The following is a 20,742-nucleotide window of genomic DNA, read 5'->3' on the forward strand; positions in this document are numbered from 1 at the left end:
GGTCAGTGGGCCCGTCCGTTGCCGGTGTACTGTGCACGGATGCGCTGGATGTAGGTCTGGGTCTCGCGAAACGGGGGTACGCCGCCATGGCGTTCCACCGCGCCGGGGCCCGCATTGTAGGCGGCCAGCGCGAGATCCAGGTTACCCCCGAAGCGATCGAGCATGGCCGCGAGGTAGCGGGTCCCGCCATCGATGTTCTGGGCGGGATCGAAGCGGTCGGTGACTCCGAGGTCGGCGGCGGTCGCGGGCATCAGCTGCATCAGGCCATGCGCGCCCACCCGCGACACCGCCTGCGGATCGAAGCAGGACTCCACGTGTATGACCGATTGCACCAGCGCCGGGTCGACACCCTGGCGGGTGGCCGCCGTGTGGATGAGATCCGCGAACTCGCCACCCCCGGTGGCCAGGGCATGGCGTGCCCGCTCGCCGCAGCGGGCGCGCGCGGTGGGACGCCCGTAGGTGGCGATCAGCTCCATGCCGTTGTCCTGCCGGTGCTGGTTGGTGACGAGGCGCTCGCCCCCCGGGCCCTGGAACACGAAGATCTGGCTGGGGGACCAGTCGCCACCACCCGGCGCCGGGGTGGCCGTGCCGGTGCGCGCGGGCGAGCGGATGGTCTCGTAGGGGACGCCTTGCGGGCGTTCGTCGGTCAGGACCCGGGCGCCGGAGGCATCACGGTAGGTGTAGAGTTCGGCGGCGCTGCTCCCGGCCAGCACCAGACCTGCCAGCAGTACGAGCAGGCGCAGCGGCGCCCGGCCGGAATGCTTACCATGGTGCCTTGTGTACAACCCCACCCCTGTTCTCCCTGGCCCCGCTGCGAGCCGAGTACCGATCCCGATGACCGAGACCCCGTTCACAGTCTGCATTATGGCCGCTGAAAGCGCACGGCTTAAAGAGTGGGTGGACGGCCTGCTCGCGGGCGGCGCGGTGGCGGTTCCGACGGTCGAGGTGCTGGAGTCGGTCGACTCGACCAATCGTTATCTGCTGGAGACGGCCGCCGCAGCCGGGGATGTGCCACGCGCTTGCCTGGCAAGGAGCCAGACGGCGGGGCGCGGCCGGCGCGGCCGGATCTGGCATGCGCGACCCGGCGCGAGCCTGGCCCTGTCGCTGGCATGGCCGATCCCGCACGGACGGGTTCCGCCATCCTACCCAGTCGGTGTGGGCATCGGGGTTGTCCAGGCCCTGGAGGGCCTGGGTCTGGAAGGCGTGCGGCTCAAATGGCCGAACGACCTGATGGTGGATGGTGCCAAGCTGGGCGGGATCCTGGTGGAGCAGCGGATGCCGGGACCTGACCGTCCGGGCTGGCTTATCGTGGGCATTGGGATCAACCGTGAGTCCGCGGATACGCTGGGGCTGGAGCGCGCGGTGACCGATCTCGCCAGCCACTTCCCCGGAGGGGCGCCGGAGTGGCTGGAACTGGCCGCCCGGGTGATCGAGCGGCAATGTCGTCTGCATCCGGTATTGTTGCGTGAGGGGATTGCGCCGCTGGAGGCCGAGCTGGAACGGATCGACCTGCTGAGGGGGCATGCCATCGAGGTGCTGGGCGATGGCGCGCATGCGCGGGCACTCGGGATTGATCCAGCCAGTGGCTGTCTGGTCGCGGTCTTCGATGATGGGGCGGTGCGGCACCTGCATTCGGGCGAGGTTTCGGTACGGGGATGTGAACATGGGTGACATCGCACTGGTGGATATCGGCAGTAGCCGCGTCAAATGGCAGGTGCGCAGCCCGGATGGCGACGTGACGGGGTCCGGGGCGACCCGGGAGCCCGCGGGTTGTGTCCGCGCGCTGGCCTCCATGGCGCAGGCGTCGCCGCTCACGGCCGTGTGGGTTTCGCGGGTGACAGGAGACCGGGGATTGGAGTTTTCCGGGGAACTCGCGGCCGCCGGTCTTGGCGCGGCGGTGCATGCGGTCCAGGCGGTGGCCGTCGGGCCGAACGGCCTGCATAGTGACTATGCCGTAGGGCAACTGGGCGTGGATCGGTACTGCGCGCTGGTGGCCGCGCGCGCCTGTGGTGATACGCCGGTTATCGTGGTCGATGCGGGGACCGCGGTGACCGTGGACGTCCTGCATGCCGACGGACAGCACGCCGGTGGGTACTTGCTGCCGGGGCGACAGCTCGGCTGGGAGGCGCTACAGCCGCGTCTGGCCGATCGTATTGCGCCGCGCGAGGCCTCCCAGTGGCCGGAAGACCTGGATCCAGCGCCGGGGCTGAACAGCGCGGATGCGCTCGAGCGAGGGTGGGGCCTGGGACTCGCGGGTGCGCTGGACGGGCTGATTGCCCGATCGCGCACCGACCTCGGGGAACCCGCCGCCTGCTGGCTGACTGGGGGCGATGCCTACTGGCTTGCGCCGCTGTTGCGCGAGGAGGCGCGAATCGTCCCCAACCTGGTGCTCGACGGGCTCTGGGAGTTGTCGCGCTGGGACGATGCCGTATGCGCTGGCTGATCCTGTCGCTCGCACTGGTGAACCTCGGGTATTTCGCCTGGACCTGGCACGACGGGCGCCTGGATCCGGACCCGTATGCGGGTGTGCCGCCCGTGGAACGCGATCGAGGCAGGGTCGAACTGCTCGATGTGCGAGTGGAACGGCCGGTGACGGAAGGGGCCGTTTCGGGCGACGCGGTGGCGGAGGAATCGCGCTGGTAACAGCGTTCAGCGGTCACGGCGGTCACGGCGGGCAGCGCGTTCGGCCCGGCGCCGGTCACGGTGGCGTTGCCAGGCGGCCGAAAGTTGGCGGGAAGCCCAGTAGCCGGCCATGGCCGTGGGCGTGGCGATCAACAGGCTGCCCAGCAGGGTATAGGTGATCTCGTCCCCGATCCCCTGCAGATACCAGGCGTCCATATCCTGGGCGAGGAGCGGGATATAGCGGAAGACCGCTTCCCCGAGTTCATGGAAGACCCAGTACAGGGGCGCCGCGGTGAAGGGGTTGCTGACGAACGAGGCCACGAAGGCCGTTGGAAAATTCCCGGCCAGCGCGATGCAGAGGATGATGATCAACACGGTCTGAAACCCGACCGTCGGCGTCAGTCCAATGAACAGACCGATGGCGACCCCGCGGGCCATCGCCTCCGGGCCGCTCTTCATGCTCCCGGCGGCATGTAGCCCGGAATGCAGGCGCGGATGACGGGCCAGCCAGTTGTGGGCGCGCCAGCGCAAGGCCCGCCAGCGGATGCTGGCCCGCCTCAGCATGGCTGCGGGGGGCTCAGGCCGCTCCCCACCGGGCCGCGGTCTCGGGCGTCCAGCCGACGGTGATCGCGATGTCCTGCTCAATGACGGGCCGCTTGATGAGCGCCGAGTGTTCGAGCATCAGCGCGATGGCGCGTTCCGCATCCATTCCCTCGCGCTCCTCCTCGGATAGTTGGCGCCACGTCGTCCCGCGCCGGTTGACCAGGGTCTCCCAGCCGACGGCGTCGACCCAGCCGCGCAGCCGATCCGCCTCCAGCCCGTCCCTGCGAACGTCCACGAAGCGATAGCCCACGCCGGCCGCATCCAGCGACCGGCGAGCCTTGCGGACGGTATCGCAGTTGGCGATGCCGTAGAGCGCGATCTCAGACATCGCGCAGGAGGGCGTTCAGGCCCACCTTGGCCTTGGTCTTCTCGTCCACGCGCTTCACGATCACGGCGCAGTACAGCGAGTACTTGCCATCCTTCGACGGAAGGTTGCCGGAGACGACCACGGAGCCAGCCGGCACGCGGCCGTAGAGGATCTCGTCGTTTTCGCGGTCGTAGATGCGGGTGGACTGGCCCAGGTACACGCCCATGGAGATGACCGCGCCTTCCTCGACGATCACGCCCTCGACCACCTCGGAGCGCGCGCCGATGAAGCAGTTGTCCTCGATGATGGTCGGGGCGGCCTGCAGCGGCTCCAGTACGCCGCCGATACCCACGCCGCCGGAGAGGTGCACGTTCTTGCCGATCTGGGCGCAGGAGCCGACCGTGGCCCAGGTGTCCACCATCGTGCCTTCATCGACATAGGCGCCGATGTTCACGTAGGACGGCATCAGCACGGTGTTGGGGGCAATGAAGCTCCCGCGACGGGCGGTGGCCGGGGGCACGACGCGCACGCCCGCCTCGCGGAAGTCGCGGCTGGAGGTGTCGGCGTACTTGGACGGGACCTTGTCGTAGTAGTTGGTGAAGCCGCCCTTGATGAACTCGTTCTCGGAGATGCGGAACGACAGCAGCACGGCCTTCTTGAGCCATTCGTTCACCACCCAGTCGCCGTCCTTTTTCTCGGCGACGCGCGCACGGCCGGTGTCCAGCATATCCAGCGCCTCGTTCACGGCGTCGCGGACGTTGGTTTCCACGTTGCGCGGGTTGATGTCGGCGCGGCGTTCAAAGGCGGCTTCGATGGTGCTCTGGATGTCGGACATTAGGTATTCCCTTTAAGGCAATGAAAAATAAATTGATGAGTGGCGTTAACGATAAAGCGCAGTGATTCGCTCGGCCGCCTCGATGCAGGCGGCGGGCGCGGCGACCAGCGCCATGCGCACGTGTCCGGCCCCGGGATTGTGCCCGGTCTCCGGGTCGGTCCGGGAGAGGTAGCGCCCCGGCAGGACCGTGACCCCCGCCTCGCCGTAGAGGCGTCGGGCAAAGCCCTCGTCGTCACCATCCGGCACGCGCGGCCACAGGTAGAAGCCGGCGGCCGGCGTCTGCACGTCGAGGACCGGTTCCAGGATGGGGATCACCGCGGCGAATTTCTCGGCGTAGAGGGCACGATTCTCGGTCACGTGGGCCTCGTCTGACCAGGCGGCGCGGCTGACGGCCTGGGTCGGCGGCGGCAGGGTGCAGCCGTGGTAGGTCCGGTACAGCGCGAAGCGCTCGAGCAGGGCCGCATCGCCGGCCACGAAACCAGAGCGTAGCCCCGGCAGGTTGGAGCGCTTGGACAGGCTGTGGAAGACGATGCAGCGCTCGAATGCGGCGTTGCCCATGCGCGCCGCGGCCCCCAGCAGGCCGGCCGGCGGCTCGCCATCGGGGTGGTAGATCTCGGAGTAGCATTCGTCCGCCGCGATGATGAAGTCATGGCGCTCGGCCAGGCGGATCAGATCCTGCATCGCGGCCTCGGACATGCAGGCCCCGGCGGGGTTGCCCGGGTTGCAGATGTAGACGAGCTGCACGTCTTCCCAGGTGGCCGGGTCGACCGCCGAGAAGTCGGGCAGGTAGCCGTTCTCCGGCGCCAGGTCGTAGAAGGCCGGCGCGGCCCCGGCGAGCAGCGCCGCGCCCTCGTAGATCTGGTAGAACGGATTCGGCATCAGCACGCGGGCACCGGGCTTCTCCGCCACGACCGCCTGGGCAATCGCGAACAGGGCCTCGCGGGTTCCGCTGACCGGAAGCACCTGCCGTTCCGCGTCCACATTGCCCAGGTCAAACCGCCGTTGCAGCCACGCCGCGATGGACTCGCGCAGGGCCGGTTCGCCGCGTGTGGTCGGGTAGTGGTTGAAGCCCTGGAGGGAGGCCCGCAGGACGGGTTCGACGAAATCGGGCAGTGCGTGACGCGGCTCGCCAATCGACAACGCGATGGGCTCCCGGTCCGCAGGCGGTTGCAGGTCCGCGAACAGCCGGCGCAGGCGTTCGAACGGATAGGGCTGTAGCCGGTCCAGGCGCGGGTTCATGGCGGCTCGGGCGTCGTGGTCGGAGTTGAACGGAAGACCGCGCAGTATACCGGGCCTCGATGCCCCGCGGAAAAACCCCGACAGACCAGCGACGACCGGGCCAATTTCCATCGAAAGTACATCTCGCCGTGACTGGTGTTTGCCGGCCGGGTTTCCTAAAGTACGATGCAAAGCCCTGCCATTTGAGTGGAAATCCGACGCCAACAAGAACAAGCGCAAGGGCAGCTTCGACGTGGGTGGTTCGACTGCATCGTTCCGGAATGATGAATGGAACCCCGGGGAAGGTTCCGCAAGCGCGAGGAGTGTTGGAGATGAACAGAGCCCGTCTTTCCCGTTATTTCACCGTACCCCTTCCGGCCTTGGTGCTGGCGTCCCTGCTGATGGCGCTGGCATCGTCACAGGCGCTGGCGTTCGAGGAGCGCAAGATCGCCTGGCACGTGGGGTTTGAAGACCCTTCCCAGTACAGCTCGATGCTCGGCAGCATCAACAGCATGGTGGAGGCTTACGAAGGTCGACTGATCGACTACGACATCCGCCTCGTGTTCCGCGCACAGGGCATCCGTTTTGTCACCGATGACAACATGGAGGGAACGCCGTTCGAGGTTGATCCCGACGGCGAATTCGCCGAACAGCGCGGCGAACTTCGGTCACGTCTGATGCAACTGGTGAATCTGCATAACGTAAGCCTGGAGTTGTGCGATAGCACGCGCGCAGCCGTAGGCCTGGACATGGACGCCTTCTACCAGCCGATTGAACGGGTCGATTCAGGCATCGTTCAGCTGGGTGACTTGCATCATGAGGGGTATGCCGTAATGCATGCCTACCGCAACTGAGGAGATGTCATACGTGAATATCGTGAACTTCGCTCGATCCGTGTTGCTCCGTTCGCGCGTGCTGTTTGCCAGCACCGTTTTGGGGGCCGCGATGTTCGGTGTTTCGACCACCGCGATTGCCGACGAGGCCCTGTGGGAAGCCCTGGCGGAAGGGGGCAAGGTCGTGCTGTTGCGCCACACCAAATCCGAGGAGGCCGAGGCCGAACGATCCATGCACCTGGACGCGGGCGGCGATTGCAGCCAAGAGGTACAACTGACAGACGAGGGCCGGGCCCAGGCCGAAGCGCTCGGCAGGGCGCTGAAGGAGCGCGGGATAGAAGTCGACGGGGTGCTGAGCAGTGAATTCTGTCGGGCCCGGCAAACGGCCGAGGCGGTGTTTGGCGAATACGAGCGCTGGGATGCACTGAACCTGATTGCCGCGATGCCGGAAGGCGAATCCGAGTGGTTGATCGAGGATGTGCGTGATCGGATGAGTGAATTCGAGGGTGCGGGCAACCTGTTCCTGGTTTCGCACCGGCCCAACATCAACACCATCGTGTTCGAGAATGTGGAAGCGGGAAGCCTGGTGGTGATGCGTCCGGAGGGTATGGGCAGCGTCGAGGTGCTGGGCGTGATCCCGGTGGAGAGCTATCACTAGCAGGGCTGGACCGCGCGGCCAGCGGTGACCCCCGTAGCGCCGCGAAGTCTGCCGGGGCCCTTCCGGGCCCCGTTCTTTTTTCGGACTGGCCGTCGGACGTTATTCCTGAACCAGAAACACGGGTTCCTGGTCTGGCGGCATCTGTTCCAGTTCCTCCTGCGTGAGCATGGCGTAGATCTCGATCAGCGTGCCGTCCGGGTCCTTGAGCCACAATTCGTGCAGGGGCGTGCCACGCCAGGTTGTGCGCGGTGGTTTCTCGACGTGGAAGTCGTTGTTGCGCGCGGATTGCCAGGCGCGCACGACCGTGTGCTTGTCCGCGACGCCCATCCCCAGATGGAACAGCGTGTCGTGATTCAGGGTCATGCCGTCATTCACCAGCAGCACGAAGTTGGTGCGGGTGTCCGGGCGCAGGAAGGTCACGTAACGGTGCGTCCATTCGGCGGGCTCGACTCCGAACAGCCAGGTGTAGAAGCGGGCCGATGTGGCGAGGTCATGGACGCGGATGCTCCCGTGGAACTCCCGCGAGGCGAAGCCCGGGTCGAGCTCGCGTACGGCCTGCAGGATGCGCACGCGCTCGCGCAGCTTGGGTTCGATCTCGCCATCGACGTCGTCCGGACCGAGATTGTCAAACAGCAAATCCCAGTTGTAGAAGGCCGTGCCGGCCTCGCGCAGGGCCCGTGAGGCGGTCTTGTTTAGCGAAACGGGCTTACCGGTCCCCGGTTCATCCACGGTGACTGGGTCGGGGCGCAGGTCGAACTCGCCCAGGACGCGCTCGAGTACTTGCTGGAAGCGGGGCTCCAGCGATCCGATCACGGGCAGGATCTGGGCCATGGCGTTCCTCCGGAAAATGGTTGACAATAGTTCAAGGATAATTGACGCTTTGGCATATGGACAAGGGCACCGCCACCAACATGTTCGAGTCGCTGGCCTCCGGCATTCGCCTGGACATCGTGCGCTTGCTGGTGCGTCACGGCCATGACGGGCTGGTCGCCGGCGAGATCGCCAAAACCCTGGAACTGCCGCGCACGAACCTCTCGTTTCACCTCAAGACCCTGACGCAGGCGGGTCTGCTGACGGTCACGCAGGAAGGGCGCTACCAGCGCTATCGGGTGAATCTCGACGCGATGCAGGACCTGGTCGCCTACCTGACCGAAAACTGCTGCGCGGCCGACTCTGACGGCTGCGCGTTGCCTGCGGCCCTGGGCTGTGCAGGGGAGACGGAAGCCACAGCGGCTCTGCGAGTGCCGGGTCGGCAAGTCCGATAGACCGCGCGCCCCGCGTGGGGACCGCAACAACCGAGCCGGGCCGGGTTCACCCGGGAAGGCCAGTGGGACCCCGGGCCGATCCGCGAGAGGAGTCATGATCCATGAAGCGCATGCACCTGCACGTTTCCGTGCCGGAACTGGGCCCGGCGATCCGCTTTTATTCGCAGCTGTTCGCGGCCGAGCCGAGCGTGGTCAAGGGCGACTACGCGAAATGGATGCTGGAGGACCCGCGGGTCAATTTCGCGGTGTCGGCGCGCGGTGCGCCGGTGGGTCTGAACCACCTGGGCATCCAGGCCGAAGAGGCGGGCGAGCTCGCGGAGCTGGGCCGGCGTCTGGACGACATCGACGCGGACGTGCGCGAGGAGATGGGCACGCATTGCTGCTACGCGCAATCCGACAAGTACTGGACCACCGATCCGGCCGGGATCGCCTGGGAGAGCTATCACACGCTCGGGAGCATCCCGATGTTCGGCGCACAGGATGAAGAAGGGATGGGTGACTGCTGTGTACCGGAAGGGACGTCAAGCGGCGCGTGCCAGCCAGACCGTGACGATGAAGCCAAGGGTTGCGGCTGACGCTTCACCCCGGCAGATACGGAGAAAGCAATGACCGACCGGAACGCCTCCGTCGAGGAGATCTCGACGAAGGAAGGCATGGGCATCTTCGAGCGCTACCTGAGCGTGTGGGTGGCGCTGTGCATCGTGGCGGGCGTCGCCCTGGGGCAGTTCCTGCCGGTGGTGCCGGAAACGCTGTCGCAGTGGGAATATGCCCAGGTCTCCATCCCGGTGGCCATCCTGATCTGGGCGATGATCTACCCGATGATGGTGCAGATCGACTTCTCCGCCATCCTCGGCGTGCGCCGGGAGCCGAAGGGCCTGGCCATTACCACCTCGGTGAACTGGCTGATCAAGCCGTTCACCATGTTCGCGATCGCCTGGTTCTTCTTCATGGTGGTGTATGCCGCCTGGATCCCGGAAGACCTGGGGCGCGAGTACCTGGCCGGGGCGATCCTGCTGGGCGCGGCGCCGTGTACCGCGATGGTGTTCGTCTGGAGCTACCTGACCCGCGGGGATGCCCCCTACACGCTGGTGCAGGTGGCGGTGAACGACATCATCATGCTGTTCGCCTTTGCCCCCATCGTGGTGCTCCTGCTGGGCGTGTCGAACATCCACGTGCCCTGGGACACCGTCGCGCTGTCGGTGCTGCTGTACATCGTCATTCCGTTCGTCGCCGGCTACCTGACGCGCATCTGGCTGATCCGCAAAAAGGGCATCGAGTGGTTCGACAACGTGTTCATGAAGCGTCTGGGCCCGGTCACGCCGATCGGCCTGCTGGTGACGCTGGTCCTGCTGTTCGCCTTCCAGGGCGAGCGCATCCTGGAGAACCCGGGGCATATCGTGCTGATCGCGATCCCGCTGATCATCCAGACCTTCCTGGTGTTCTACATCGCCTATTACTGGGCGAAGGCGTGGCGCGTGCGGCACGCGGTGGCCGCCCCCGGCGCGATGATCGGCGCGAGCAACTTCTTCGAGCTGGCGGTGGCCGCGGCGATCGCGATGTTCGGCCTGCAGTCGGGGGCGGCGTTGGTGACCGTGGTGGGTGTGCTGGTCGAGGTGCCGCTGATGCTGGCGCTGGTGCGCATCGCCAATCGCACCCGCCACTGGTTCCCGGCGGACACCGAGGCGAGATCGGCATGACCGCGATCACCCTGACCGACGCCGCGCGCGAGTGGCTGGCCGGGCAGGGCGGCGAGGTGGTGCTGCGATGGTCCACGCGCCACGGTTGTTGTGGCGGCCAGGCGGCGGTTCCAGTGGCCGAGCCCGGCGCGCCCCGCCGGGCCGACGGCTACACGGTGCGTGAGATCGAGGGAGTCCGGGTCCATGTGGCCGAGGGTCTGGGTCCGGGGCCCTACCGAATTGACATCGACGGCCTGTTTCGCTGGCGCCGTTTGGTGGTGGAAGGCGAAATGGGGCAAAGGCACGATTGAATGCCGGGGGCGAACGATGTTTGAACACATTCTGGTGGCGGTGGACTTCTCGCCGGCCTGGGCCCGGCTGGAGAACCAACTCGATCGTCTGCGGGCCCTGGGTTGCCGGCGCCTGACCCTGGCTCATGTCCTGGCCGAGGGATATACCCAGGCACCCGAGGTGGGGCATGGGCCCTACTACGAAGAGCGTCTGGACAGGATCGCGGCGACCGTTCGCGAGCAGGGCTTGGATGCGGACACGGCGGTCGGGGTCGGGAATGTGGTGACCGAGCTGGAACGCATCGCCGCAGAACGCGGCGCCGGCGTGATCCTGGCGGGCAGCCACGGGCACGGCACACTGCGTGACCTGTTCCTCGGCAGTACGGTGCTGGATCTGGCGCGTCGCGCGCGGCGCCCCTTGCTGCTGGCGCCCACCGATGGGGATGTCGAGCTGGATTGCGCGCCGGTGTGTCGGCCGCTCCTGGCGACCGATGGTTCCAGGGCCGCTGCCGCGGCGACGGCCGCATTTCTCCAGGTGTTGCCCCGGTGTCGGCGCGGGGTGGTCGTCTGCGTCGGGCGCTGGGATGCTGAGCCGGAGCGCGAGAGCGAGCGTGCGACGATCGAGGCCCATTTGGCGCAGCTGGCGAAACAGGTCGGCGAGCCCGGGTTTGACACCGTACTCCTGGGCCAGGGCAAGCCTTCGGTCGAGATCGGGCGGGTCGCGGAGGAAAAGGGCGCCGACCTGCTGATTATCGGCAAGCGCGGGCGCAACCCGGTTACCGATCGGTTGCTGGGCAGTACCGCCGAGGCCGTGTGCCGCCAGGCCCGGCGCCTGACGCTACTGGTACCGAGCCACGATTGAACGCAAGGAGGACAGGACCATGACGGATGCACAACGCCCGCTGAAGGTGCCCGAGCTGGAACAGGCCTTCATGAACGAGGATCACCAGGAGGCGGCAAGGTTGCTGGAGCGGGTGGGCGAGGCCCGGGCGGCGGGGGACGACGCCCGCCTGCGCGAGGCGTTTGCGGCCTTTGTCGAGTGTAACCGCGAACACTTCGCCCGCGAGGACGCGCTGATGGAGCGGATCGGTTTTCCGCAGACCGACTACCACCGTCAGGAGCATGCCGCCCATCTGGCTCGCTGGGAGGCGCTTCTGGCCGGGCTGGAGGACGGCTCGGTTCAGGGCGCCGAAGTCGCATCCGCGCTGGATGACGAGATCATCCCCTGGTACCAGCGCCACTTCACCACCATGGACGCGCTGCTGGCGCAGTTTGCCCAAAGGGCCAACGCGTAGGCGTTTTTCCTCGTCATTGCGAGGAGCGCAGCGACGAAGCAATCTCCGTCCGACACCACGGGCGTTTGCGAACAAGCGTATCGCCCGCTTGGAGGGTGTTTGCTCGCTCGCCCTTCGGGCTGGTCGTCGGCCATTCAACGCGCTTCGCGCTCGGATGCTTCGGCGCCTTTGGATCCTCGCCATGACGGGGGAGCGATGGACCCCGGACGTGGGGAGAAGGCGTTGGTGCCAGCGCCTGGGAGCTAGTCGACGGTCGCCGTGCGGTGGGGCGGGCTGTCGTCGGCGTCCCCCACTTGCAGGATCTGGTACTGCACGCGCAGGGTTCGCCCGGCCAGCGGGTGATTTCCATCCAGTATCGCGCCCTTTTCGGTAAGGCGAACGACCTTCAGTTGAAAGACATTCTGTTCGCCACGACTGTAGAGCCGCTGGCCGGGTTCCAGTGCGACGTTGTCGGGCAGATTCTCGCGTACCGCTTCGAAGACCAATTCGGGCCGGTGTTCGCCGTAGGCAAGTACCGGCGGAATGGTGAGTTCACCACGCTCTCCCGCCTGCATCCCCTGTAAAGCGGGCGCCAGACCGGGCAGCCCGGCGTCCTCCTGGCCATGCACATAGCGTATCGGCTCGTCTGCGGGATGTTTCAGCCATTCGTCCAGCGGTGTGCCGTCGGCATCGTCGTGAACCGTGTACAGCAGCGTCACGACCTGGCCGCGCGTAATGGTTGCCGGTATCACGTTATCTCTCTCCCATGCGAACAATAGTCTGGAGTTTCTCGGCGTCTCGCCCACAGCTTTCCGTGTGCACCTTTGGCAAGAACGTCCCGCCTTCCCAACAAGGCCAATAAAAAAGGGCCGGCGCAAGGCCGGCCCAACAGAGGTGGCGTTGGAAGCACGCCTGAGATGCACGGTCGCGTGCGGACCTCGAGTCCTACGCCTGTATTCCTTGCTAGCAACCATCGGGCCATGAAGGACGACCGGGGTGTTTCCCACGGGCGCTGTGGGGGCCTCAAGGCCTCATGCGGTGGGTATGGAGGCGCCGGCCGGGACGGGGATTTCCGGGATGGGCTTGTCGGGGACGTGAGGGTGACCGGATCCATGTTACCCACCGGTAACCCTTTCCGAGTCTGGCGCGGGAAGATGTTACCGATGGGTAACATCTTCCCGCCTCGCGGGCTCGACGATGGCTCGGAGTGGCGCGCCATGGGGCCAACACGCGGCGTTGTATGTGCGCTGGCACACCCCTTGCTCAAGGATTCAAAAAAGCCGTAATGCGGGCCCTGAACCGGCTTGCATGGGGCGCCGCGATTCTGCGGCGCCGGTTTCGTCCAGCGGGGGATTGAATGCGGGAAACCGCCACACCACAGCTTGCCTACGAGCGCCTGCATCCGGATGTGCCGGAGGTCGCGTTTCTGGCTTCCGATTGCCTCCCGGGTCGTTCGCCATTGTCGCGGTGCGGCGAGTGCGCCGAAGCCTGTCCGGTGGACGCGTTGCAAGCCGCAAGGGGAACACTTTCGCTTGCGGACACCTGCCTGCGCTGTGGCCAGTGCGCCGCGGCCTGCCCCACGGGGGCCCTGCGTGTGAGCGGATTCCCGCGTTCCGAGACCCTGGACGGTCCGGTGGAGGACAGCGCCGCGGAGTTGCCCGTCGAATGCTGGCGTGTGCCGCGCGAAGCCATGGACAGCGGGTCATTGCGTGTCCCCTGTCTCGCGGGCCTGGACAGCGGCACCCTGGCCGAGTTGTCGGCCCTGCGTGATGCACCCCTCGTACTGGTCAATCGCGGGTGGTGCGAGTCCTGTCCCGCCGGGGGCAAGACTGCCCCGATGGCGGCGTCGGTGGCGGTAGCCGCGTCTGCCCTGGAGTCGGCCGGGGCACCGCCGCAGCGCTGGCCCCGGGTAGAGGATCGGCCGTTGCCGGCGCGTCGGGCGGCGAGCAAGTCGATCCCGCTGCCCGAATGCGAGACCCGCCTCGGCCGACGTGAGTTGTTCCGGCAGATGGCGGGCCGTTCCGCGGGTGGGGCACTGGGCGGCGCCGGTCTGGATTCCCCCGCGGAGGGCGCAGCGGAAACGCGTCCCCTCGTGGACAAGATCGCGGCGCTGCCGCGCCAGCGACTGTCGCGGGCGGTACAGACGTTCGCCAACACGGTTCCGGCGTCGCTTTCTCCCCGCCTCGGTATGGACGAATCGCGTTGCTGCAACCAGCGCGTATGCGCGTCGCTTTGTCCGACCGGTGCGCTCCGGGTGGTCAACGACGGGAACGGGAGTGGACTCGATTTCGATCCCGCCGATTGCATCGCGTGCGAGTTGTGCGTCCGGGTCTGCCCGGAACGGGCGCTGGAACTGGCACCCCGGGACGGTGTGTCCGGGCCGCTGATCCGGCATGCGCATCAGTACTGCCGCGAATGCCGGGCGTTCTGCCCCGGTAATCGGGAAGAGGGGCTCTGCGCGTCCTGTGCGAAGAAATACGGGCTACTGGCGGATGGCGGGTATGAACTGCTGTTCGGAAAGCCCGCCGAGCACCCCCGGGACGACGCGGTCGCCCCGGGTCGCGATGAAACATCTCCGGGCCGCGCCGGCACGGGGCCACGAGAAGAGCTGAAGGGAGTGGAGGAGAATCTATGAAAGCCATCCTGGAAAAGATGCTGAACCGCAGGCGATTTCTGCAGGCCACCGGGGCGACCGGGGCCGTGGCGGGGGTTGCCGGCATGGGCAAACTGGCCGGATTCACGGCCGCCGCGGGATCGGCGGGTGTGACCAGTACCGCGAGCGCGGCGACCTTTGCGGACGCCCGCATGACCAAGAACATTTGTCACCAGTGCCCGGCGCGGTGCGGAATCAACGTGTACACCCATAACGGGCGTGTGACCTCGATCTACGGCGATCCGGGCAATCCGATCGCGAACGGGAAGCTCTGCCCCAAGGGGCATCTCGGCACCTATTTCCTGTATGACCCCGACCGCTTCAAGGGCCCGATGCGGCGTACCAACCCGCAAAAGGGTCGTAACGAGGATCCTGGCTGGGAACCGATCTCCTGGGACGAGGCGTATGACGAGATCGCCAGGCGCATCAATGAACTGCGCGAGAACGGGGAGGCGCACAAGATCGCGCATTTCTACGGGCGTGGCTGGGGACCGAGTGATGCGGGGCTGTACGGCGCGTTCGGGCAGCTGGTCGGTACGCCGAACTCCGCCATCGGGCATGCCTCGATGTGCGCGGAGGGGTCCAAGCGGGCCAAGGCTGCCACTGACGGCAACAACTCGTACAACGCCTACGATTACAAGAATGCCAACTACCTGCTGACCTTCGGGGCCAGTTTCCTGGAGGCCTTCCGTCCCTACAACTACCTGATGCAGGTATGGGGACATATGCGCAGCAAGAGCCCGCGTACCCAGGTGACCGCGATCGATGTGCGGATGAACCCGACCATGGCGGCCGCCGATCGGTACCTGATGGTGAAGCCGGGCACGGACGGAGCCCTGGCGCTGGCGATTGCCCATGTGATGCTGACCGAAGGTCTCTGGGATCGCGAATTCGTGGGCGACTTTGGCGATGGGGGCAACCGCTTCCGTGCGGGGCAGACGGTGAGTCCTCACCTGTTCAACGAGAAGTGGACGCGCGGTCTGGTCGAATGGTGGAACGCGGAGCTGAAGGATCGCACCCCCGAATGGGCGGAAGGCATCACCAGCATTCCTGCCGGTGACATCGTCAAGACCGCGCGCGAATTTGGCACGACCCGGCCGGCGATGGCGATCTTCGAACGCGGCCCGACTTCGCATACCAATGGTGTGTACAACGGGATGGCCATTCATGCCCTGAATGCCTTGTCTGGATCGATGTTCGCCGAAGGGGGGCTGTTCTACCAGATGGGGCCGTCCTACGGCTCCGGCCCGGCGGATGCGGACGATTACATGGACGATATCGCGCGCGATATGGCCGGCAAGCATCCGCGGATCGACATGGCGGGGACCGAACGCTGGCCGTTCGCGGGAACCATGATGCAGGAAACGGCGAGGAACCATAACGCCGGTGACCCCTACAAGCTGAAGATGGCGATGTTCTACACCACCAATCCCATCTGGACCGCGCCGGATGCGCCGGAATGGGAAAAGATGATGAGCGAGATCTTCGTGGTGGATACCTCGCCCTATCCGGGGGAAACGGCGAAGTTCGCGGATCTGATCCTGCCCGAATCCACCTACCTGGAGCGCTTGCAGGACTCGCCGACCTATCCGTTCGAGGGTTGGCCGATGACCGCGCTGCGGGTGCCGGCGGTGGAGAAGCTCTACGACACCACCGAGTTCGGCAACATGATGATCGAAATCGGCAAGCGCATTAACGGGCCGACCGGCGATTATTACCGCCAGATCGACAGCGTCGAGAACCTGCTGCGGCACCTGGCGCGGGGCTTCGAGGACGACCCGGGCGATAACGGCGTGGACAGCTACGAGTCCTGGGTCGAGAAGGGGGTCTGGTACAAGAAGCCCTATCACTGGAAACAGCACCGGGGCGTATTTCTCGAGTGGGATGGCCAGGGTTACAACCGCGAGATGTCCGAAGAGGAGGTCGGGGAAAAGCTCCTGCGCACCCAGTCCGGCAAGTTCGAGTTCAAGTCCTCGCATCTCGAGGAAAAGGCCGACTACATCACGCAGCATCTGGCGGTGGAACGTGACCGCGTCGGCTTCCCGCAATGGGTGGCGCCCGAACATACGGGTGGCAATCGCGACCTCTATTTCGTCACGCCCAAGACCCCGATGACCGCAGAAGGGCGTAGCGGCAATATCCCGCATGCCATTGCCCTGCAGCAGCCCAGCGTCGGGGGCAACGATCGCACCTACGTGGAGATGCACCCGAGTACGGCACGTGAACGCGGGATCCGGGATGGCGACCGAGTCCGCATCACCGCGGATCTCGGGACCATCGAGGGCTATGTCCGCTACATGCCTCAATCCCGCCCGGACACCATTGTGCTGCCGTACGAACACGGACACTGGGCGCAGGGTCGTTGGGCCGAGGCACAGGAGCGCTCGGTGGCGCCCGGGAACCCCAACGAGATTACCGCCAACGTGTCGGATCCGATCTCCGGCCTGGCCGCCTACTACACCGGCAAGGTGGACGTGGAACGGGTCTAGGCCCGACACCTTGATGCGAACGATTTCAGGAGACTAGAAGATGGCAAAGTGGGGAATGGTCATTGACCTCGACAAGTGTACGGGCTGCCAGGCCTGTACCACCGCTTGCGGCATGGAGAACGACACCCTGCCCGGCGAGAACTGGCAGGACGTGCTGTTTTACACCGAAGGGGAGTACCCGAGCGGCCAGATGAAGTGGCTGCCCCGGCCGTGCATGCAGTGCGAGGACCCGTCCTGCGTGCACGTCTGTCCGACCCGGGCAACCTACAAGGATCCCGATGCCGGCGGCATCGTGTTCATCGACTGGGACAAGTGCATCGGTTGCAAGTACTGCATGATTGCTTGCCCTTATGGCGTGCGTTTCTTCGCCGACGAGGCCCCCCTGGTGGAGCCGGACCTCAAGGAGATCTTTCCCGGCAGTGGCGGGCAGCTCTGGGACCCGCCGGGCCAGAGTCCGGATCAGGACCGCAAGCGCGGCATCGGCGTCCAGCCGAAAGGCGTGGTGTCGAAGTGCACCTTCTGCTACCACCGCGTGAGCAAGGCACCCGAGGGTGTTCCGGACCTCGACGAGGACGATCCGGAGCTGGTCGATTACGTGCCGGCCTGCGTGCGGACCTGCCCCCCCAAGGCACGGTTCTTTGGCGACCTGGATAACCCGGAAAGCAACGTGAACAAGCTGATCGCGAACAAGAACGGGATTCGGTTGAAGGATCACACCGGCAACCGTCCGCAGGTCTGCTACCTCGGTGCCGGTGCCGGTATCCCCGCGTTCCAGCCGAAATCCTAAGGGAGAGATGTCATGAGTGCAGATACCATTGATCGCAACAACACGGGGTTGATGACGGGCATGCTGGTCGTCGGGGCCGTCATCGCGATCGTGACATTCGCGATCGTCGCGTTCGCGCTGGTTACGCAGGGCCACGCGGCCTTCAATATGGACGCCAATGTCGCATGGGGGCTGCCGATCGCCACCTATGTCTATTTCGCCCTGATGTCCTCGGGCCTGACCCTGGTTGCGGCACTGGCCATGGTGTTCGGCTTCAAGCAGTACTATCCGCTGATCAAGCGGGCCATCTGGCTGGCGATTATCACGCTGGTCGCGGGCCTCGCGGTGCTGGCGATGGAACTCGGCCACACCTTCCGCATGCTCTGGGCGATCCCGCTGAACCTGCAGATCGAGTCCGCGATGTTCTGGATGGGGGTGTTCTACCTGCTCGACTTGATCTTCATGGCCTGGAAGTTCCAGATGATGGAGCGGGGCGACTGGACCAGTCGGCTCAGTCGCCAGGTCGGGGTCGCGTCGTTCATCGCCGTACTGCTGGCGGCCGGAACACTTGCCCTGGTATTCGGAATGATGAGCATGCGGCCGTTCTGGTTCGATCCGACCCTGCCGGTCTGGTTCTACGCCACGGCGGCGTTCTCGGGTGTCGCGGCTCTGGTGTTCTTCACCTATCTGTCCTACGGCATGAATCGCTCGCGTATGCCCGAAGGTCTGCGCATGGATCTCGAGGGGCCCCTGCCGAAGCTGTTTCTGGCGCTGGCCGGGATCACGCTGGTGCTGTTCCTGTCACGGCTGACGACCGGCTTGTACGCGAATGCACCCGAGGTCAATGTCGTTTGGAGTGACTACCTGCTGGCTTCCGGCTGGTTCCACTTCGCCATGTGGGGCGGCATTCTTCTCCCGTTCGTACTGCTGCTGGGGCGGGGTATGCGCAACGCGCCGGGTGTGCAGATGCTGGCCGCCATCCTGGTGCTGGTCGGGATCTTCATCGAGCGGATCTACTTCGTCGTCGGTGGCCAGGTGGTCCCGCTATTCAAGGGGACCTGGGAGCGCGGCCTGGTTGAATATGCCCCGTCGTCCACGGAATGGGTGCTGACCGTGATGGGTATCGCACTGGTCTTCGCGCTGTATGGCCTGGGCGAGCGTCTGTTCAATCTCTCCGACAGCCCGATGGTGACCGCGGGGGACGAGGCCGCGAGCGGCCGTCAGGCGACCGCCAGTTCCTGACGCCCATGCGGCTTGCCGAAAGACCCGGAGGCCGGGATTGTCCCGGGCCTCCGGTGTTTGTTTGCTGTCGTCCGGATGAGGCATCCCCGATGGTGAATCCGCTCGCGGGAAGTCGTACCGGCGCGACCGAGGAGTCGACATGAACAAGACCGAGAATCAATCCCTGCTGCCGCTTGGCGAGGCCATGCTTTGTCTGGGGCAAGCCTTCTTGCCCCCTCGGGATCGCACTCGAGTAGAGGCGATGCAGGGGCCCTTGATCGAAGATCTGCAGGCGCTGAACAGCGAACTCGAATTCGCCAAGGAGCGTGATCTGCAGGGGCTGCAAGACGCCCTGCGCGAGACAGGCGACGCGGAGGGAGGACTGTTGCGGATCTACAGCCGGTTGTTTCTCTCCCCGCCGTTTCCTGCGCCGCTGAATGCCGGGATCCAGCTCCAGGGCAGCCTGATGGGCTCGTCTACAGTGGAGATGGAGGCGTTCTATCAGCGCTACGGGTTGGCACGGGATCCGGATTTCCGCGACTTGCCCGACCATCTGGCCCTGCAATTGCAGTTCGTGGGTTACCTGCTGGGGCTTGCGGCCGCTGCCGAAGACCCACGGGAGCGCGAACGGATCGCTACGGACGCGGGCGAGTTTGTCGGTCGCTTTCTGAGTCCGTGGTTACCGAACTTCCAGCGGCAACTGGACGAGGCAGTGGGGCACGCCCCTGCCGCCGAGGTGTATCGACGACTGGCCATTGTGCTCCGCGCGCTGGTATCGCGTGTGGTGGCGTGCCTGGATGAAATCACGCCCGTAAACACGCAGCCGTTGGAGGCGGGAGCATCCACCCCGTCCGAGGACGAGGAGGTACGTGTGCGCATGCTCGTGCGTGACAGGGAGAGTGATATCCCCCCTGCCGAATGTCGGGTATGCGGCGCCGAGTTCGTTCCCGGCGGCGACCTGGCCGTGATGGTGCGGCAGCTGGAAGAGCGGGGTCTCGCGACGGATCATATGTATGTTTGTACGGATTGCCGGGACGGTGAGATGGGCCTGGGTCGGATGGAGGTGAAACTCCCCGAGAATGCCCGCAAGCTGATGTAGAAGGAGGGGCCGGTACCCGGGCGGCAAGGGTACCGGTTGAGCCGTTGATATACTGCTGTTGACCACGGTGACGTCGGAGGCTGGGTACGTCGTATGAAGCGCCGCAACTTCCTTGGGTTGATCACCCTTGCACCGGCTTTCCCGCGATCGGCATCTGCGCGCTCGACCGTGCGTATCGGTTTGACCCCGGTCTTCCTTGACGATCAGACCTTCCTGAACCGCTGGCGGGCGTATCTGGAGCAGGTGTTGGGTCGCGAGGTCGTGTTCGTTCAACGCGGAACGTATCGCGAGATTACCGAACTGGTCCTGAACGGGCGCGTGGATTTTGCCTGGCTTTGCGGATATCCGTTCGTGCGCTACCGGCAGCAGCTGGAGATTCTGCTGGTGCCGGTTTACGAGGGGCGCCCCTTGTACCAGTCGTATCTGATTGCCTCGGCGGAGGATGACTGGACACGCGGTCTGGAGGATCTCGAGGGGCGGGTGTTTGCCTATTCGGATCCCCTTTCGAATTCCGGCTGGCTGGTCACCCAGGCGCAGCTACTGGATGCCGGACACGATCCCGAGATGTTTTTCCGTCGCAGTTTTTTCGCCGGGGCCCATCGCAATGTGGTCGAGGCCGTCGCTGTAGGTCTGGCCCAGGGTGGCGCGGTGGACGGTTATGTCTATGACGCCCTGGCACGCTTGCATCCGGAGCTCATCGCCCGGACGCGTGTGGTCTGGCGTTCCGACACCTACGGTTTCCCGCCCGTGGTGGCCTATCCGGAGGTGGACTACGCCCTGCGCGACGCGTTCAGGACGGCCCTCAAGGAGATGGCGGATTCGCAGGCCGGGCAGGAACTGCTCGGCCAGTTCTACCTGGACGGCTTCCGTGACCCGGAAGAGGGCCTGTACGCGGGGATAGAACGGCTCCAGCAGCGCGTGGAGCGTGCCTGA

Annotated in this window: 24 protein-coding genes; 17 read left to right on the plus strand and 7 right to left on the minus strand. The window is 65.6% G+C overall.

Annotated elements, in window-relative coordinates; all coding sequences use genetic code 11:
• Positions 1-2 precede the first annotated feature (2 nt).
• The gene (locus F817_RS0112420) at positions 3-725 is read right to left on the minus strand and encodes a transglycosylase SLT domain-containing protein (protein WP_024327948.1); all 723 of its coding nucleotides are present in this window, start codon (positions 723-725) and stop codon (positions 3-5) included.
• Between the two features lie 139 nt (positions 726-864).
• Here F817_RS0112420 and F817_RS0112425 point away from each other — a divergent pair, with 139 nt between their 5' ends.
• From F817_RS0112425 to F817_RS0112435, 3 genes are read left to right on the plus strand one after another with little or no spacing between them, the layout of a single operon-like run.
• A complete protein-coding gene (locus tag F817_RS0112425) occupies positions 865-1,671 on the plus strand; it encodes a biotin--[acetyl-CoA-carboxylase] ligase (RefSeq protein WP_024327949.1) in 807 nt (268 codons plus the stop codon).
• The gene (locus F817_RS0112430) at positions 1,664-2,443 is read left to right on the plus strand and encodes a type III pantothenate kinase (RefSeq protein WP_024327950.1); all 780 of its coding nucleotides are present in this window, start codon (positions 1,664-1,666) and stop codon (positions 2,441-2,443) included. Before F817_RS0112425 ends, F817_RS0112430 begins: the two co-directional genes overlap by 8 nt.
• Positions 2,431-2,643, plus strand: a complete 213-nt coding sequence (locus tag F817_RS0112435) for a hypothetical protein (protein WP_024327951.1) — start codon at positions 2,431-2,433, stop codon at positions 2,641-2,643. Before F817_RS0112430 ends, F817_RS0112435 begins: the two co-directional genes overlap by 13 nt.
• Before the next feature lie 6 nt (positions 2,644-2,649).
• On the opposite strand, the gene F817_RS0112440 is transcribed toward F817_RS0112435, so the two are convergent.
• The 4 genes from F817_RS0112440 to dapC are packed head-to-tail and all read right to left on the minus strand — an operon-like array spanning position 2,650 to position 5,606.
• Complete coding sequence (locus F817_RS0112440; RefSeq protein ID WP_024327952.1) at positions 2,650-3,186, minus strand: DUF2062 domain-containing protein; 537 nt, start codon at positions 3,184-3,186, stop codon at positions 2,650-2,652.
• A gap of 13 nt (positions 3,187-3,199) precedes the next feature.
• Complete coding sequence (locus F817_RS0112445; RefSeq protein ID WP_024327953.1) at positions 3,200-3,553, minus strand: ArsC family reductase; 354 nt, start codon at positions 3,551-3,553, stop codon at positions 3,200-3,202.
• Positions 3,546-4,367: a 2,3,4,5-tetrahydropyridine-2,6-dicarboxylate N-succinyltransferase gene (dapD, locus tag F817_RS0112450; RefSeq protein ID WP_018145491.1), complete on the minus strand. Its 822-nt coding sequence runs from the start codon at positions 4,365-4,367 to the stop codon at positions 3,546-3,548. The genes F817_RS0112445 and dapD overlap by 8 nt, the downstream gene beginning before the upstream one ends.
• Positions 4,368-4,412: 45 nt before the next feature.
• Positions 4,413-5,606, minus strand: coding sequence for a succinyldiaminopimelate transaminase (gene dapC, locus F817_RS0112455; RefSeq protein ID WP_024327954.1), 1,194 nt, complete (start codon positions 5,604-5,606; stop codon positions 4,413-4,415).
• A gap of 311 nt (positions 5,607-5,917) precedes the next feature.
• Here dapC and F817_RS0112460 point away from each other — a divergent pair, with 311 nt between their 5' ends.
• Together F817_RS0112460 and F817_RS0112465 are read left to right on the plus strand one after the other, a co-directional pair.
• Positions 5,918-6,439, plus strand: a complete 522-nt coding sequence (locus F817_RS0112460) for a DsrE family protein (protein WP_024327955.1) — start codon at positions 5,918-5,920, stop codon at positions 6,437-6,439.
• A gap of 91 nt (positions 6,440-6,530) precedes the next feature.
• Positions 6,531-7,076: a histidine phosphatase family protein gene (locus F817_RS0112465; protein WP_051132352.1), complete on the plus strand. Its 546-nt coding sequence runs from the start codon at positions 6,531-6,533 to the stop codon at positions 7,074-7,076.
• 99 nt (positions 7,077-7,175) lie between these two features.
• Here the strand turns inward: F817_RS0112465 and F817_RS14400 are convergent, their stop codons facing one another.
• Positions 7,176-7,907, minus strand: coding sequence for a VOC family protein (locus F817_RS14400; protein ID WP_024327957.1), 732 nt, complete (start codon positions 7,905-7,907; stop codon positions 7,176-7,178).
• Positions 7,908-7,963: 56 nt separating this feature from the next.
• On the opposite strand from F817_RS14400, the gene F817_RS0112475 reads away from it, so the two are divergent.
• The 6 genes from F817_RS0112475 (at position 7,964) to F817_RS0112500 (ending at position 11,602) form a co-directional block, all read left to right on the plus strand.
• Positions 7,964-8,341, plus strand: a complete 378-nt coding sequence (locus tag F817_RS0112475; protein WP_024327958.1) for a helix-turn-helix transcriptional regulator — start codon at positions 7,964-7,966, stop codon at positions 8,339-8,341.
• Between the two features lie 101 nt (positions 8,342-8,442).
• Positions 8,443-8,916 (plus strand): ArsI/CadI family heavy metal resistance metalloenzyme, encoded by a 474-nt coding sequence (locus tag F817_RS0112480; RefSeq protein WP_024327959.1) that lies wholly within the window; start codon positions 8,443-8,445, stop codon positions 8,914-8,916.
• A 30-nt stretch (positions 8,917-8,946) separates the two neighbouring features.
• Complete coding sequence (arsB, locus tag F817_RS0112485) at positions 8,947-10,038, plus strand: ACR3 family arsenite efflux transporter (protein ID WP_024327960.1); 1,092 nt, start codon at positions 8,947-8,949, stop codon at positions 10,036-10,038.
• A complete protein-coding gene (locus tag F817_RS0112490) occupies positions 10,035-10,328 on the plus strand; it encodes a CC/Se motif family (seleno)protein (RefSeq protein ID WP_024327961.1) in 294 nt (97 codons plus the stop codon). Before arsB ends, F817_RS0112490 begins: the two co-directional genes overlap by 4 nt.
• 16 nt (positions 10,329-10,344) lie before the next feature.
• Positions 10,345-11,169 carry a universal stress protein gene (locus F817_RS0112495; RefSeq protein ID WP_024327962.1) on the plus strand — a complete coding sequence of 275 codons (825 nt, stop codon included), beginning with the start codon at positions 10,345-10,347 and terminating at the stop codon, positions 11,167-11,169.
• Between the two features lie 19 nt (positions 11,170-11,188).
• The gene (locus tag F817_RS0112500; protein WP_024327963.1) at positions 11,189-11,602 is read left to right on the plus strand and encodes a bacteriohemerythrin; all 414 of its coding nucleotides are present in this window, start codon (positions 11,189-11,191) and stop codon (positions 11,600-11,602) included.
• A 242-nt stretch (positions 11,603-11,844) separates the two neighbouring features.
• On the opposite strand, the gene F817_RS0112505 is transcribed toward F817_RS0112500, so the two are convergent.
• A complete protein-coding gene (locus F817_RS0112505) occupies positions 11,845-12,333 on the minus strand; it encodes a peptidylprolyl isomerase (RefSeq protein ID WP_231369416.1) in 489 nt (162 codons plus the stop codon).
• A 605-nt stretch (positions 12,334-12,938) separates the two neighbouring features.
• Between F817_RS0112505 and F817_RS0112510 the strand changes: the two genes are divergently transcribed.
• The 6 genes from F817_RS0112510 to F817_RS0112535 all read left to right on the plus strand — a co-directional run bounded on the left by F817_RS0112510 (position 12,939) and on the right by F817_RS0112535 (position 20,742).
• A complete protein-coding gene (locus F817_RS0112510) occupies positions 12,939-14,216 on the plus strand; it encodes a 4Fe-4S binding protein (RefSeq protein ID WP_024327965.1) in 1,278 nt (425 codons plus the stop codon).
• Positions 14,213-16,723: a molybdopterin-dependent oxidoreductase gene (locus tag F817_RS0112515; protein ID WP_024327966.1), complete on the plus strand. Its 2,511-nt coding sequence runs from the start codon at positions 14,213-14,215 to the stop codon at positions 16,721-16,723. Before F817_RS0112510 ends, F817_RS0112515 begins: the two co-directional genes overlap by 4 nt.
• Before the next feature lie 40 nt (positions 16,724-16,763).
• Positions 16,764-17,510 (plus strand): 4Fe-4S dicluster domain-containing protein, encoded by a 747-nt coding sequence (locus tag F817_RS0112520; RefSeq protein WP_369774226.1) that lies wholly within the window; start codon positions 16,764-16,766, stop codon positions 17,508-17,510.
• 12 nt (positions 17,511-17,522) lie between these two features.
• Positions 17,523-18,731 (plus strand): NrfD/PsrC family molybdoenzyme membrane anchor subunit, encoded by a 1,209-nt coding sequence (gene nrfD / locus F817_RS0112525; protein ID WP_024327968.1) that lies wholly within the window; start codon positions 17,523-17,525, stop codon positions 18,729-18,731.
• Positions 18,732-18,870: 139 nt separating this feature from the next.
• A complete protein-coding gene (locus F817_RS0112530) occupies positions 18,871-19,809 on the plus strand; it encodes a molecular chaperone (protein WP_024327969.1) in 939 nt (312 codons plus the stop codon).
• 168 nt (positions 19,810-19,977) lie between these two features.
• Positions 19,978-20,742, plus strand: a complete 765-nt coding sequence (locus F817_RS0112535) for a PhnD/SsuA/transferrin family substrate-binding protein (RefSeq protein ID WP_231369417.1) — start codon at positions 19,978-19,980, stop codon at positions 20,740-20,742.

The sequence above is a fragment of the Thioalkalivibrio sp. AKL19 genome (assembly GCF_000420165.1).
Taxonomy (GTDB): domain Bacteria; phylum Pseudomonadota; class Gammaproteobacteria; order Ectothiorhodospirales; family Ectothiorhodospiraceae; genus Thioalkalivibrio.

Excerpts from the sequence above, each read along its gene's own strand:
- F817_RS0112425 (WP_024327949.1), top strand. The coding sequence starts at position 865 with ATGGCCGCTGAAAGCGCACGGCTTAAAGAGTGGGTGGACGGCCTGCTC.
- F817_RS0112430 (WP_024327950.1), top strand. The coding sequence starts at position 1,664 with ATGGGTGACATCGCACTGGTGGATATCGGCAGTAGCCGCGTCAAATGG.
- F817_RS0112435 (WP_024327951.1), top strand. The coding sequence starts at position 2,431 with ATGCGCTGGCTGATCCTGTCGCTCGCACTGGTGAACCTCGGGTATTTC.
- F817_RS0112440 (WP_024327952.1), bottom strand. The coding sequence starts at position 3,186 with ATGCTGAGGCGGGCCAGCATCCGCTGGCGGGCCTTGCGCTGGCGCGCC.
- F817_RS0112445 (WP_024327953.1), bottom strand. The coding sequence starts at position 3,553 with ATGTCTGAGATCGCGCTCTACGGCATCGCCAACTGCGATACCGTCCGC.
- dapD (WP_018145491.1), bottom strand. The coding sequence starts at position 4,367 with ATGTCCGACATCCAGAGCACCATCGAAGCCGCCTTTGAACGCCGCGCC.
- dapC (WP_024327954.1), bottom strand. The coding sequence starts at position 5,606 with ATGAACCCGCGCCTGGACCGGCTACAGCCCTATCCGTTCGAACGCCTG.
- F817_RS0112460 (WP_024327955.1), top strand. The coding sequence starts at position 5,918 with ATGAACAGAGCCCGTCTTTCCCGTTATTTCACCGTACCCCTTCCGGCC.
- F817_RS0112465 (WP_051132352.1), top strand. The coding sequence starts at position 6,531 with ATGTTCGGTGTTTCGACCACCGCGATTGCCGACGAGGCCCTGTGGGAA.
- F817_RS14400 (WP_024327957.1), bottom strand. The coding sequence starts at position 7,907 with ATGGCCCAGATCCTGCCCGTGATCGGATCGCTGGAGCCCCGCTTCCAG.
- F817_RS0112475 (WP_024327958.1), top strand. The coding sequence starts at position 7,964 with ATGGACAAGGGCACCGCCACCAACATGTTCGAGTCGCTGGCCTCCGGC.
- F817_RS0112480 (WP_024327959.1), top strand. The coding sequence starts at position 8,443 with ATGAAGCGCATGCACCTGCACGTTTCCGTGCCGGAACTGGGCCCGGCG.
- arsB (WP_024327960.1), top strand. The coding sequence starts at position 8,947 with ATGACCGACCGGAACGCCTCCGTCGAGGAGATCTCGACGAAGGAAGGC.
- F817_RS0112490 (WP_024327961.1), top strand. The coding sequence starts at position 10,035 with ATGACCGCGATCACCCTGACCGACGCCGCGCGCGAGTGGCTGGCCGGG.
- F817_RS0112495 (WP_024327962.1), top strand. The coding sequence starts at position 10,345 with ATGTTTGAACACATTCTGGTGGCGGTGGACTTCTCGCCGGCCTGGGCC.
- F817_RS0112500 (WP_024327963.1), top strand. The coding sequence starts at position 11,189 with ATGACGGATGCACAACGCCCGCTGAAGGTGCCCGAGCTGGAACAGGCC.
- F817_RS0112510 (WP_024327965.1), top strand. The coding sequence starts at position 12,939 with ATGCGGGAAACCGCCACACCACAGCTTGCCTACGAGCGCCTGCATCCG.
- F817_RS0112515 (WP_024327966.1), top strand. The coding sequence starts at position 14,213 with ATGAAAGCCATCCTGGAAAAGATGCTGAACCGCAGGCGATTTCTGCAG.
- F817_RS0112520 (WP_369774226.1), top strand. The coding sequence starts at position 16,764 with ATGGCAAAGTGGGGAATGGTCATTGACCTCGACAAGTGTACGGGCTGC.
- nrfD (WP_024327968.1), top strand. The coding sequence starts at position 17,523 with ATGAGTGCAGATACCATTGATCGCAACAACACGGGGTTGATGACGGGC.
- F817_RS0112530 (WP_024327969.1), top strand. The coding sequence starts at position 18,871 with ATGAACAAGACCGAGAATCAATCCCTGCTGCCGCTTGGCGAGGCCATG.